General features: G+C 58.1%; 13 protein-coding genes. 7 read left to right on the top strand and 6 right to left on the bottom strand.

What is annotated here, in order from left to right; all coding sequences use genetic code 11:
- Positions 1–350: 350 nt before the first annotated feature.
- Complete coding sequence (locus HMPREF2845_RS00235) at positions 351–686, bottom strand: hypothetical protein (RefSeq protein WP_070615733.1); 336 nt, start codon at positions 684–686, stop codon at positions 351–353.
- A gap of 173 nt (positions 687–859) precedes the next feature.
- Here HMPREF2845_RS00235 and HMPREF2845_RS00240 point away from each other — a divergent pair, with 173 nt between their 5' ends.
- From HMPREF2845_RS00240 to HMPREF2845_RS00250, 3 genes are all read left to right on the top strand, one after another.
- Positions 860–1,387, top strand: a complete 528-nt coding sequence (locus HMPREF2845_RS00240) for a peptidylprolyl isomerase (protein WP_005508008.1) — start codon at positions 860–862, stop codon at positions 1,385–1,387.
- 157 nt (positions 1,388–1,544) lie between these two features.
- Positions 1,545–2,360 (top strand): rhomboid family intramembrane serine protease, encoded by an 816-nt coding sequence (locus tag HMPREF2845_RS00245; protein ID WP_083308713.1) that lies wholly within the window; start codon positions 1,545–1,547, stop codon positions 2,358–2,360.
- 57 nt (positions 2,361–2,417) lie between these two features.
- Positions 2,418–3,230 carry a rhomboid family intramembrane serine protease gene (locus HMPREF2845_RS00250; RefSeq protein ID WP_083308714.1) on the top strand — a complete coding sequence of 271 codons (813 nt, stop codon included), beginning with the start codon at positions 2,418–2,420 and terminating at the stop codon, positions 3,228–3,230.
- A gap of 337 nt (positions 3,231–3,567) precedes the next feature.
- Here HMPREF2845_RS00250 and HMPREF2845_RS00255 read toward each other — a convergent pair whose 3' ends face one another.
- The 5 genes from HMPREF2845_RS00255 to HMPREF2845_RS00275 form a co-directional block, all read right to left on the bottom strand.
- Positions 3,568–4,386, bottom strand: coding sequence for a shikimate 5-dehydrogenase (locus HMPREF2845_RS00255; RefSeq protein WP_049354130.1), 819 nt, complete (start codon positions 4,384–4,386; stop codon positions 3,568–3,570).
- Between the two features lies 1 nt (position 4,387).
- The gene (locus HMPREF2845_RS00260) at positions 4,388–4,708 is read right to left on the bottom strand and encodes a glutaredoxin domain-containing protein (protein WP_012902647.1); all 321 of its coding nucleotides are present in this window, start codon (positions 4,706–4,708) and stop codon (positions 4,388–4,390) included.
- Between the two features lie 532 nt (positions 4,709–5,240).
- Positions 5,241–5,405: a hypothetical protein gene (locus tag HMPREF2845_RS00265; protein ID WP_005504128.1), complete on the bottom strand. Its 165-nt coding sequence runs from the start codon at positions 5,403–5,405 to the stop codon at positions 5,241–5,243.
- A 434-nt stretch (positions 5,406–5,839) separates the two neighbouring features.
- A complete protein-coding gene (locus tag HMPREF2845_RS00270; protein WP_005504129.1) occupies positions 5,840–7,237 on the bottom strand; it encodes a galactokinase in 1,398 nt (465 codons plus the stop codon).
- A 257-nt stretch (positions 7,238–7,494) separates the two neighbouring features.
- Complete coding sequence (locus HMPREF2845_RS00275; RefSeq protein WP_070633559.1) at positions 7,495–8,097, bottom strand: TetR/AcrR family transcriptional regulator; 603 nt, start codon at positions 8,095–8,097, stop codon at positions 7,495–7,497.
- A gap of 291 nt (positions 8,098–8,388) precedes the next feature.
- Between HMPREF2845_RS00275 and HMPREF2845_RS00280 the strand changes: the two genes are divergently transcribed.
- The 4 genes from HMPREF2845_RS00280 to HMPREF2845_RS00295 all read left to right on the top strand — a co-directional run bounded on the left by HMPREF2845_RS00280 (position 8,389) and on the right by HMPREF2845_RS00295 (position 12,388).
- The gene (locus HMPREF2845_RS00280) at positions 8,389–9,339 is read left to right on the top strand and encodes a biotin synthase (RefSeq protein WP_070633562.1); all 951 of its coding nucleotides are present in this window, start codon (positions 8,389–8,391) and stop codon (positions 9,337–9,339) included.
- A gap of 249 nt (positions 9,340–9,588) precedes the next feature.
- A complete protein-coding gene (locus HMPREF2845_RS00285; RefSeq protein WP_049340059.1) occupies positions 9,589–11,331 on the top strand; it encodes a cation:proton antiporter in 1,743 nt (580 codons plus the stop codon).
- Positions 11,332–11,510: 179 nt separating this feature from the next.
- Positions 11,511–12,029 carry a hypothetical protein gene (locus HMPREF2845_RS00290; RefSeq protein ID WP_070633563.1) on the top strand — a complete coding sequence of 173 codons (519 nt, stop codon included), beginning with the start codon at positions 11,511–11,513 and terminating at the stop codon, positions 12,027–12,029.
- Positions 12,030–12,040: 11 nt separating this feature from the next.
- Positions 12,041–12,388, top strand: coding sequence for a hypothetical protein (locus tag HMPREF2845_RS00295; protein WP_049338642.1), 348 nt, complete (start codon positions 12,041–12,043; stop codon positions 12,386–12,388).
- Positions 12,389–12,459 lie beyond the last annotated feature (71 nt).

Raw genomic sequence — 12,459 nt, forward strand, 5'->3', positions numbered from 1 at the left:
GTGTGGGAGAGTAGGTCATCGCCGGTTTATTTTTGAACCGAGAACCCCATGTCGAAAGACATGGGGTTCTTTGTATATCGGGTACGTCAGGGTATATCCGGGCATGTCAGGGAACTACCGCAGGGGGCACCCCGGGGTATATGCACGGGGAGATTCAGCGCTCTACCTGTAGCATCTGTAGCGCCTCCTCTCTCCCCTTTCCTCCCCCCATAAAGAACAAACAATAGCCGCCCGCCAGAGTAAAACTCTTGGCGGGCGGCTATCTTTCATAAAGCGCTCCCTCGCGCCGCTAGCGGCGCCTCAGAAAGCTATCTTAGATCCCCTGAGAGAAGAAGAAGATACGGGAACGCTTATGCGTTCTTCCAGGGGTCCTCCACGGGACGAGCTGCGTTGTAGGCTGCGGCGCCTGCAACACCCAGAGCAACCAGCAGACCCAGGAACGCCAGGCCCTTACGGGGGCGCTTGCCGCCGTTACGCTCAATACGAGCCAGTTCCTTCTCAGCGGCACGAACAGTCTTTGCGGTAGCCTTACGAGCCTTCTTCAGGGCCTTCTTGTTGCCGGTCAGCTTCTCAGCGAACATCTCAGCGGTCTTGCCTTCCAGCGCGGACTCAACAGCAGCCAGAGAAGAGACAATAGTCTGAGCCTTAGCAGCCTTGCGTGCCTTACGCTTCTTGCAGCAGAACATGGGGTGACCTCCATCGGTTGAAATGCGCCAGCGACCAGAAAACGCCGCCGCGCGCGTAGTGTTCACCTCTCAGGATATTCAATTCCCGCCCAAAAAGCCCGCCCAACGGTGCGCCCGGGGCGAAAAAACATGTTAGATGGCGAATGAGCGCCGCCCCGTGCCACAATAGAGCCATGACTAATGCAACTGCTAAGGCAACTATCCACACTAACTACGGTGACATCGTCGTCGAGCTCTTCGGCAACCACGCACCGCTGACTGTTGAGAACTTCATCGGCCTGGCTGACGGCTCCCGTCAGTGGAAGCACCCCCGCACCGGTGAAATCATGAACACCCCCCTGTACAAGGACGTCGTGTTCCACCGCATCATCAAGGACTTCATGATTCAGGGTGGTGACCCCCTGGGCATGGGCGTTGGTGGCCCCGGCTACCAGTTCAAGGACGAGATTCACCCCGAGCTCTCCTTCTCCAAGCCCTACCTGCTGGCAATGGCTAACGCAGGCCCCGGCACCAACGGTTCTCAGTTCTTCATCACCACCGTTGAGACCCCTTGGCTGAACGGCCGCCACACCATCTTCGGTGAGGTTACCGACGAGGCATCCAAGAAGGTTGTTGACGCTATTGAGGGCGTTGAGACCGGCTTCCAGGACCGCCCGGTCAAGGACGTTGTCATCTCCTCGATCGACATCGAAAAGCTCTAATAAACCCCATCGGAAGGCTCATACGAGCATTCTGCTGAAGGTGTTGAGAAAACACGTATAGTTCAGGGGCCCGCCAGGATTCTTCCGGTGGGTCCCTGCGCTTATATGCCCCCCCACACCACCCCGGTTGATCCGGCATACCACCCCTGGAGGTTCAGTGGAGAACTTTCCCAACTACATGAACTACGGGCAGAGCCCCACGGTCTGCGTTAACCACCCCAACCGCGTCAGCTACGCCCAGTGCGGGCGCTGCAACCGCACCGTCTGCGGCGAATGCCAGGTAGCGCTGGATGTGGGCATGGTCTGCCCCGATTGCTACCGCGAACTTAAAAGCGGTAGCTCGAAGGCGAAAGGCTCGTTCCTGGCGCGCCACTGGCATATTACGTACACGCTCATTCTGATTAACGTCGTGGTGTATGGTCTGCAACAGCTTATTCCCAACGAATGGGTGGTTAGGCATGGCAACATCTGGTGGCCCTATGTCCAGCACGGCGAGTACTACCGCATCATCAGCTACGGTTTTCTGCACATGCAGAACGACCCGATGCACCTGGTGTGGAACATGATTAACCTCTTCATCTACGGTGTGTCCCTCGAACGCATGATTGGGCGATGGAAGTTCCTTGTGGTGTACCTGGGCTCTATCATCTTTGGTGCATTAGGCGTGTATGTGCTGGCTCCTGGAACGAGCGTGGTGGGTGCCTCCGGTGGTCTATTCGGTCTCATGGGCTCGTTCTTGACCCTGCTAATCATCATGAAGCAGAAGGACACCGCACGAGTGTTCGTCATGATTACTGCCCCGAACATCATCTATAGCATTCTGACCCCGTCGAATATCTCCCACGCATGCCACGCGGGTGGTTTTATCGGTGGTGTGCTGTTGACACTGCTGTTTGTCCCGCTTGTGGATAAGCCCGAGTCCTCGAATCCGCCGCAACAGAGTCCGCAGCAATGGCAAAACGGCAGGTACTAAGCCTGAAAATACGTGAAAAATCTTCGGAAAATCCGGCACAAAATCTTTGGAGGGTCAGTGGAGAACTTTCCCAACTACATGAACTACGGGCAGAGCCCCACGGTCTGCGTTAACCACCCCAACCGCGTCAGCTACGCCCAGTGCGGGCGCTGCAACCGCACCATCTGCGGTGAATGCCAGACGGCACAGGATGCGGGTGTAGTCTGCCCCGATTGCTACCGTGACCTCAATGGAGGCGCCTCGAGCCCGAAGCGTTCCTTCATCGCCCGTCACTGGCATATTACGTACACGCTCATCCTGATTAATGTCGTGGTGTACGGCCTGCAGCTGATCATTCCGTTCCGCTGGGTACACAATCTCGGCATGATGTCTGGTCCCCGTGTCCACCACGGCGAGTACTACCGCCTCATCACGCACGGGTTTGTGCACTCGCAAACTGACCCGATGCACCTGGTGTGGAACATGATTTACCTCTTCATCTTCGGTGTGTCCCTCGAACGCATGATGGGGCGGTGGAAATTCCTCTTTGTATATATGGCGGCTACCGTAGGTGCCGGCTGCAGTGTGTACCTCTTCACCTACTACCGTGGTGCCGTGGGCGCATCAGGCGGTGTGTACGGCCTCTACGGCGCGTTCTTCGTCCTTCTGCTTCTTCGGAAGCAGAAGGATACTGCACGCCTCTTTATTCTGCTCATGGGTATTGACGTTGTGCAGAGCCTCTTCCACCCGAATATTTCTCACGCGGGACACTTTGGCGGTCTTGTCAGTGGCGCACTAGCAACCCTGCTGATTATCCCGTTCGTGAAGAAACCCGAGTCCTCGAATCCGCCGCCGCAGAGCCCGCAGCAGTGGCTCAACGGCAGGTATTAAGCCTGGAAAACCGCGGAAATCCGGTGCAGAGACACGTTATCCACAGCAGTTTTCCACACTGTGTATAACTACATTCGTGTAATTCCACGAGTGTGAGTACATGTTAAAAACCTGTGGATACAGGCTAAAACAACCGAATTACACGGGGTGAATTACACGGGTGTAAGAGTTTTCCCCAGATTTCTCCACAGATGTGGAAAACCTTAAATACCAGGGTGTGTGTAATTACAAAAAATTCCGGTGCTACGCACCAACAAAAAGTGCCCGGAAGGATCAACCTTCCGGGCACTTTCACGTATCGAGCCCCTTACGGGGCAAAGAAGCAGCGGGTGCGAACCTAGTTCGCCTGAGCTTCCGCCTCCTCAACCTCCTCGGGGGTGAGCTCCACGCCGGTGTACAGGCGGAACTGCTCAGCGGCCTGCAGAGCAATCACCTCGCCGCCGTGAATAACTTCCTTACCCGCCGCGCGAGCCGCACGAACCAGCGGAGTCTCAACGGGCATCGCCACCACGTCAAAGACCACCTGTGCCTCAGCAATAGCCTCCTGCGGGTAGGACAGCTCCTCGCTCTCCTCACCGCCAGCCATGCCAATCGGGGTCACGTTCACCAGAATCGGCGCTCGCAGGTTGCCCACCTCCGGCGCCCAGGCGTACTCGTAACGCTCAGCCAGCGCGCGGCCGGTCTCCTCGTTACGGGCAATAATCATGCCCTGCGAGAAGCCCGCATCAAAGAACGCACCAGCCACAGCCGCAGCCATACCGCCCGAACCGCGCAGCAGGAACGGCAGAGACGGATCCACATTATGCGAACGCAGCAGGGAGGCCACCGCAATCACATCCGTGTTGTACGCCTTCAAGAAGCCGTCAGTGTTCACAATCGTGTTCACCGCACCAATAACCGCAGCTGAGTGGTCCATATCGTCCATCAGCGGGATAACAGCCTGCTTAAACGGCATAGACACCGAGCAGCCACGAATACCCAGAGCACGTACGCCGGCGATAGCACCCTCAATGTCGGTGGTGGTCATCGCCTTGTACAGGTAATCCAGACCGTGCTTCTCGTACAGGTAATTGTGGAACTTAATGCCGTGATTCGACGGGCGACCAGACAAGGAAATGCAGACCGTCGTATCGCGGTTCAGCGCCGGGCGAGTCATCTTAAGCCTCGCCGCCAGCGTCGAGAGTGTTCTGGATCAGCTTCTTCACCTTGTTGCGGCTCACCAGGTCAGCGACCACAAAGTGGGTGTCGCCGGTATCCACGGTGGGGACGGTTGCGTTGCCGTCGTTGAGGGACTTCACGTGCGCTTCAGCCTGCGGATCCTCCCAAATGTTGACCCAGGTAGCGTGGTCGCCCAGCTCGCCCAGCTTAGAATCCAGAGCCTCGCAGTAGGGGCAGCCGGGGCGCCAATAAATGACGACGCCGCCATCCTTCATGACCTCGCGTGCCTTCTGCTGATCGGACTGCTGACGTTCAAACATAGTTCCTCCATAAACAGGGTGCTCCGCGGTCTCCAGGAGGCGCTAAAACCTGCCTGAGGGCGCAGCTCAATAAGTTGATGTATCAAGCATAGCCTGAGTACGTAGGTGCGGGGGAGAGGCCCTCATCGGGCGAACGCCCGCGCCGCACCCCGGCAACCCGCACAGCACTCCCGCAGAAGCCTTCACCCTGCGCCCCAGAAGCCTTCCCCCGCGCATTAACGGCATACGCCCCACACCAAGGTTGCCGGACCAATGATGCGGGGCGTATACAGTTCGCGAGAAAGCGCGAGCACTTGTGCTGAGTAAGAGTAAAAGAAGAGTGAAAACAGGCTACCAGGCGGTAACCGAAGCTGAGCAATATGCCGAGTGAGTCGGTGAATGAAAGAACCCAGGCGGGGCAGAACGCCCCATTATTCGAGAGAGATGTTGAGTGAAAGCCGTTGAGTGAAAGCCTGTGATGCAAACCCAGGGAAATGGCGCCCTACCCCATGAGGAAGCGAGGCAGGGCGCCAATCCAAAGGAGGCTGTCGCCTTACTTGCCGAACTTCTCGGTCAGCTTGGAGACGTTCTCGGTCACGACCTCTTCAACCTTGGCAACGTGCTCGTCGGTGACGACCTCCTTGCCAGCCTTCTCGTTGATGACTTCCTGAGCCTTGTCGAGGCCCTGCTCAACGGTGCCCTTGATATCGAAGCCCATGGGGGCCTCCTTTCTGCGCTTTCGCGCTCTAAAGCCTCACTTCAAGTGAGGGGTCTGCCCGGACGGGCAGAAAACTGGAGTGTGATGCTTTGGTGGACGAAACCTGCAAGCTGGGTTTGTATGTGACGGTAGAACCCAGTGTAGATGCTATCCATATGCCGGACTATGCGCATCGAAACTTTACAGCTCACGGATTGCGTCCGTCGATAAGTGTACATACCCGCGAAGGCAAGAAAAACCACCCTCAGAAAACGTGGCGCCACTTTTGACCAATGACCAAAAAATTATGGCTTATCAGCGCGTTATTACGGGGGATGAGCGGAGGAAATTTGCAGAAACTCGCAGGAAACTTCCAGCTATGAATATTGTTCAAAACCCCGAAAAAACGCCCCTATGACACCCCGCTGATTTATGACAGACTTCAGCACCCAACCCTACAACACCGGAATATCCGTAGGAGCAGCGCCCGCAGCCCAATCATGAGACGCCGCAAAACCAGCAACCATCGGCAAAAAACGAGGCGCCGCATAGCCGCGCACAGCATACGCAGTCGCCACCGCATCCGCGGCAGCCTCCAGCTGAGAGGTCGGAATCAGCGCCATCACCGCGCCACCAAAACCACCACCCACAATACGGGCACCCAACGCGCCCCGATCCAGGCACACCTGCACCGCATCATCAATCTCAGGGCGAGAAACACGCAACTCATCACGCATCGATACAAACGACTCCGTGAAAATGCGGCCCGCCTCCTCAAACGCCGCAAAGCCCAGCTCATCAGCATGTTGCAGCAAATAGCTCGCACGACCCACCAGAGTCATATCGTGGAACGCATGACGCACCCAACCACGCGGGAACGAACACGGACGACCCGCATCCTCCAGAGCATCCAAGGCACGATTCACCGAAGAATCCACCAAGTCAGCACGCCACGCCTTTGCCGCACGCGCATCCATACCCGCACACGACAAATCCTCCGGTAGGGCATCACGCAAAAAACGCAGACCCAAAGCGTCAGCGCACGTCTCAGACGCCGCACGACGAGCCGCAAAACCGCCATCCGTCAGCTCATGCGGAGTGTTCGTATCGATCACCAAAAAACTCAGGCCATGCTGGGCAATATCCACCGCAACCGGCTCAATCGAAAAATCACGGAAATCAATCACCAGAGCCTGCTCCGGATACGAACGCAACGACGCCGTCTGATCCAGGCCACCCGTATGCGCGCCAGCCACCTTATTCTCAGCCGTAATACACACCTGAGCCAGACGCGCACGCAAAGCATCACTATCAGCCGGGGTAGCATCCGCCTGCGGGCACTCCTCACGCACCGGACACGAGAGCTCCAACAACGCCAACGCCGTCGAACACTCCAAAGCCGCCGAAGACGACAAACCGCCACCCACCGGAACACGAGAATTAATCAGCAGGTCAGCACCAAACTCATCGGGCAGCATAATATCCCTGCCGCCCTCCTGATTCATCGCCCACGCAACACCCGCCACATAGGTGAACCAGCCCTTTAAATGACCCGGCTGGATATCGCGAATCACGACCGTGCGCTCGTCGCCGGGCATCTGCAAAGAAGCCGCGCGCAACACACCATCACGACGCAACGCACCCGCCACATAGGTGCGGTACGGCAACGGCATCGGCAGGCACGAGCCACCCAAAAAATCAATGTACTCGCCCAAAAGATTCAGACGCCCAGGCGCAGACCACACACCATCCGGCTCGTAACCATACGCAGTAATAAACTCCTCACGCACACGCGCAATCTCCGCGCTATGGTCCGGAAGAGCCGCCCACTGGGCGGTAGCGGTCATCGACATGGAACACCTCTGATAAAGCCCAACAGGGCACTAAAACATAAACGACACCCTTCGCGCACCCGATACACTCCGGGTACAAGCACGTGTCACCTCTAGACTAAAGCAGAAAACCAGCGAACATCGACTCAGCCGCCAAACCGCACCGGTATCAGCGTGCGGCAGGGCAGCCAAAAGCCAACGCACGCAAAAGCCCCGCACCCTACAAGGGGGCACGGGGCAACATACATAACTAATAAACCAACAGAAGGGCCAAGCGATTACGCATCCTGCGTATAAGGCTCCTGCACCACCATCATCGTGTCAATGGCAGAAAGCAGATCCTGGCGGTAACGGTTAAACGCATTCTCAATCAGAGGAACATCGCCACTCGCCACAGCCTCCTGAGGCGAAATCAGCGGCAGAGTCTGATACTCCTCCACCAGGCTCAACGCAATATGGGTCAACAAACGAGCACGACGTAGCGCCTCCGCATGACCCAAACCAAGAGCCTGGAACTCATGAGCCATAGCCACCACAGGCTTCAACTCACGCGGGTGCAGAGCCAAACTCAAACGCACCACCTCAGGGCACTCACGAATCGGGTACAGCAGGGAGAACAACGTATCGCCGCGGCGAATCATCGAAGCACGAATAGCCTCCGGATTCGCCTCAGCCTCCTCAGACATCGACTTCGGGGCACGAGCCAGAATGTAATCCGCCAACAGAATCAGAAGCTGCTGCTTATTCTTCACGTGGTAGTACAGGGCGCCGGGAGCCACGTGAAGCTCCTGAGCGAGTCGGCGCATGGAAAGGTCCGCCAAACCGTAGGTCGCCAAGACCTCGTAGGCGGTATCTAGAATCTTTTCACGGGAAAGTACCACCCTTTCATTTTAGGGTGTTCAAATCTGTAACGTGAGCAAGATGCACCCCACGGCAAACAAAAACCCCACAAATACGCGGCACAAACCCAAAAAGCAATGTTGATTCTCACTCACCCGGAGCGAACGGTTCGCGTTTCACGAGCACTTTTGCCACCAAAACCACTCCAGCACGCACAGAACAGGTAGCCGCCCACGCTCTCGGCATAAAATCACGTCTTAAACCGCCCAAAACCGCCAAGACAGGTAAACCTCGCGGGCGCACGCCCCAAAATCAGGTGTTTAATATTCGGTATGAGCAATGCATTTTCTGAACTAATCGAGCGCGCCACCGCAGGCGAAGGCCTCAACCGCGAAGAAATCCACACCCTCCTCGTGGATGGTGAAGGCCAGGACTTCGCCCTCATCGAGGCAGCCTCCGTCGTGCGCCGCAACGAATTCCGCAACATGATTGCGATCCACACCGAAGATGAAGCACTCGCCGACGCCCTCGGTACCCGCTCCATCGCCGTGGACTCCTACGAAGTACTGGATATCTCCCGCGATATCGATTCCGAAGAACTCGCGGCAACCATCGAACGTATTGCTGAATCCTCCGCCATCGGCGTGACCGTACTACTGCCCGAAAATGCAGTACCCATGATGCTGATGCGCGTGCTGTCCATCCTGCGCCTGGCAGCACCCGCCAAGGTCATTCACCTGCCCGAAGGCTACGAACAGTCCCTGCGCTCGCTGACTTCCCTCGCAATGCACGTGGTCAGCGCCATTACCATTACCGACGACATTGAGCAGTGGCCGATGGTTAACGAGGTGCTCAAGGCACTGCGCCACGGTGGTATCGTCATCTCCGGCACCGGTGGACGCGACGCCCTCGCAGGCTACCTGCGTTACCTCTCCGACCTGGGTGTGGATCTCATGGGTCACCGCGATGCACGCGGCTCCGCCTGCGGCTCGGTCGACGGTGGCGGCTGTGGCTGTGGCTCGGGTGGCTGCGGTAGCCACGAGGAGCCGGCACATTCCGCCGGTGGTTGCGGTTGCGGCTCGGGCGGATGCGGTTCTTCCGCTGAAGCTCCCGGTGAGCCTCACGGCCACTCCCACGGTGGTGGCGGTTGCTGCGGCGGCCACGACGAGCCGAAGGAAGAAAAGGGTGGCTGCTGCGGTGGTCACGACGAGCCTGAACCGGTTGTCGAGGAAGCCTCCGCTGGCGGTTGTGGCTGTGGTGCTGGTGGATGCGGCTCTAAGTAATCCGCTAGAGGTAACTACCCCAATCGATATATTCCAAATATAGAATTTTCCCCTGGATAACCTGCTGAAAAGCAAGGATATTCAGGGGAAAACTCTATATTCCGTAAAGAGCATTAGGCTTAGAGGTAAACAACACCACAATAAACGGTGCAGAACCCCCATATCCGAAAAGCGGAATGAGCCCCTCCGGTAGAGTAGAAAGACGTAGCCGACTAACCCTAGCCGCGCGAAAGGAACAACACCGGACCAATGCTTTACCTCTCCGTTATTGTCATCATCCTGATTGCGACCGTGTTTATGGTCAGCGTCGGTGATCGACTCAACCTCCCCTGGCCGGTCATGATGACCCTGCTCGGCACCGCCGCGCTCTTCATCCCCAACCGACCGGATCTTACTATCGACAGCGACATCATCCTGCCGATCTTCCTTCCGCCGCTACTGTGGGCCATCGGCGTTAAATTCTCCTGGGGCACCCTGCGCCGCCGCTGGAGATCCGTACTGCTCTACTCGGTCCTTCTCACCACCGTCTCCGCCCTGGCAATTGCCAGCGCAGCCATGTGGTGGGTCCCCGGTATGACCATCGCCGTCGCCCTTGCCGTCGGTGCCGCCGTCTCCCCGCCCGACCCCGTCGCCGTGGAAGCAGTCGCTGAGCCCGTCGGCATCCCCCGCCGCCTCATCGGTACTCTGCAGACTGAAGGTAGCTTCAACGACGCTATCGCAATCGTTCTCTTCCACGCCGCAATCCACTCCATGACCAGCGGCCACCACATCGAGCCGCTCTCGGTCGCCAAGGACTTCGTGCTCGGCTCGATCCTCGCGGTCATTATTGGTTATATCTTCGGCTGGCTTGGCGGCTACGTTCGCCAGCGTGCCCACGACGTGGTCACCAGCAACGCCGTGACCCTCATGATCCCCTTCGGCGCCTACCTCGCTGCTGAAAGCGTGCACGCCTCCGGCGTTATTGCCGTGGTCATCGGCGCTATCCAGTTCACCAGCACCAAATACATGGCGGCACTCGAAGCGGAAGAACGCCTCTCCTCCACCTCCTTCTGGCAGATTATTGAGCTGCTCATGACCGGTGTCGCTTTCGGCCTCATCGGCCTGCAGGCAAGTAGTATCATCGCCACCGCCGACCCCTCCCGTATCGCAAGCCTCTTCGCTGACGGTGCCCTGGTCGCACTGGTCGCCATCCTGGTGCGCCTCATCTGGTTCACCATCGTCTGGCTGGCAGGACGCAAGAACCCCATCCACGAGGGTGCACCCGAAAGCTTTGCTGAAGTTATCGTTATGACCTGGTCCGGCATGCGAGGCCTCGTGACCCTGATTCTTGCCCTGTCCATCCCCGTGGTCAACGGCACCGAACAGGTACGCCAGGACGCCATCGTCATGATGCTCTCCGTACTCTTCTTCACCCTCGTGCTGCCCGGCCTGACCCTGCCCCTGCTCGTGAAGGTCCTTGGCGTGCAGGCTAACCATGAAGAAGAAACCGCCGTACCCGAGCTGCTCCAAATTGCGCAGGACGCCGCCCTTGAAGCGCTACAGGCTGAAGCGAAGGCAACCACCGACCCGGAAACCTACGCTCGCGTGAAGGAAATGTGCTCCGCCATTACCCGCCGAGACGAAATTAGTGAGGCACTGCCCGAAGAATACAAGCAGTACATGGAGAAACTTAAGGACAAGAGGAACGACTTTGTACGCCTGCGCGACGCCGCCCTCGTCGCCGCGCAGAATGAGGTCATTGCGGCGCAGGACCGCTACGACTCCCACGACGTGACCCGCGTGGTGCGTAAGCTGGACATCCTGGCGCAGGCTGAAAGCATCCGCTCCTCCGGCATGTTCATTCTGCCCGCCATGACCGCCGGCGCGGTCGCCATGGAACGCTACAACCTCTGGAAGAAGCACCAGGGCACCCTGAGCACCCGCGCAATCCCCGTGGTGGAGAACGCGCCCGCCTCGCCCCTGGTCACTAACGAGGTAACCCCCAAGTCCTAGCCGGTACGCCCGTGCGCGAACACTACGTTTCTGCCCCTGCCTACGCCACCGAGTAAAGCCCGCTGGTCTTTAGCTCACAGGCGATAGACAGGGGCAGAAGCAGATTAAGCCTCAACTATCACCTAAAATGAGAACCGAACGTTAGCTCTCTCAAACTCACGAACACATTGAAAGTAGACATGGATTTCAAGACTCTTTCGCCTGCGTACCTGACCTCCCTCGGCGTGATTTTTTGCGGCGCGCTCTTGATCGGAACCTCCAGCCCCTGGCTCCTGTGGCTCGGCTGGATTCTTCTGATTCTTGCGCTGGGTCTGAACGTCCTTGCCTTCGTGCTGTCCGTGGGTAAGGCGAAGGGTAACCCGACCCCCGCACTGGTTGCCAACCTGGACGGCTTCGAGTCCTCTGTGGAGAACCGCATCCGCGAGCGCTCGGAGCACCGCCGTGAAGAGCGTGAAGCTGCTGAGCATGAGGTAGTCGAGCAGGAGGCGGGCGAGCACGAGGTAGTGGCGCAGGCTGAGCAGGAAGTAGCTCCCGCTGAGGCTGTTGAAGCGACCGCGCCCGCTGAAACTGCAGAGGTCCGCGAGGAAGAGCCCACCGAATCTCAGCCGATTGTTGATCGTGCCCCCGGCCGTATGAGCGTTCTGCCCTCGCGTCCCCGTTCGGGTCGTACCCCCAAGCCCCGCTCCAACGCACGCTAGGTAGGTCGGTAGTGAATACGAAGTTTTTGCTTTCCCCGGCGTACCTGGTTTCTGTTGCCCTGATGCTTTCCGGCGCGGTGCTTTCCGGTGGTCGGTTCATGCTGATCGGCTGGATTCTGTGCATTGTGGGTGTCTGCCTGAACGCCATGACCCTGGTGGTGCTGACGAATCGCGAGCAGCTGTACACCATGGAGGCGAAGGCTGCCCGAGGCACCCGCCGCGGCTTTGATGACCGCCCCGCTGTGGTGCAGCGATTGGACGAGGCTCCGGCTACTGACAGCGCAGACGAAGGATCTGCGGAGTCCGTCGAGGAAGCCGCAGAAGAGCCTGCTGAAGCACCCGCACAGAAGACCAACTAGGGTGTAACCCCTAAGACGTAAAAGACCCCCGCAGAGGGTATCTGACGTAAATAAAAGACCGTAACCGCCCC

It is taken from the genome of Rothia sp. HMSC065B04, from assembly GCF_001812285.1.
Classification (GTDB): Bacteria; Actinomycetota; Actinomycetes; order Actinomycetales; family Micrococcaceae; genus Rothia; species Rothia mucilaginosa.

Excerpts from the sequence above, each read along its gene's own strand:
- HMPREF2845_RS00235 (WP_070615733.1), bottom strand. The coding sequence starts at position 686 with ATGTTCTGCTGCAAGAAGCGTAAGGCACGCAAGGCTGCTAAGGCTCAG.
- HMPREF2845_RS00240 (WP_005508008.1), top strand. The coding sequence starts at position 860 with ATGACTAATGCAACTGCTAAGGCAACTATCCACACTAACTACGGTGAC.
- HMPREF2845_RS00255 (WP_049354130.1), bottom strand. The coding sequence starts at position 4,386 with ATGACTCGCCCGGCGCTGAACCGCGATACGACGGTCTGCATTTCCTTG.
- HMPREF2845_RS00260 (WP_012902647.1), bottom strand. The coding sequence starts at position 4,708 with ATGTTTGAACGTCAGCAGTCCGATCAGCAGAAGGCACGCGAGGTCATG.
- HMPREF2845_RS00265 (WP_005504128.1), bottom strand. The coding sequence starts at position 5,405 with ATGGGCTTCGATATCAAGGGCACCGTTGAGCAGGGCCTCGACAAGGCT.
- HMPREF2845_RS00270 (WP_005504129.1), bottom strand. The coding sequence starts at position 7,237 with ATGTCGATGACCGCTACCGCCCAGTGGGCGGCTCTTCCGGACCATAGC.
- HMPREF2845_RS00280 (WP_070633562.1), top strand. The coding sequence starts at position 8,389 with ATGAGCAATGCATTTTCTGAACTAATCGAGCGCGCCACCGCAGGCGAA.
- HMPREF2845_RS00285 (WP_049340059.1), top strand. The coding sequence starts at position 9,589 with ATGCTTTACCTCTCCGTTATTGTCATCATCCTGATTGCGACCGTGTTT.
- HMPREF2845_RS00290 (WP_070633563.1), top strand. The coding sequence starts at position 11,511 with ATGGATTTCAAGACTCTTTCGCCTGCGTACCTGACCTCCCTCGGCGTG.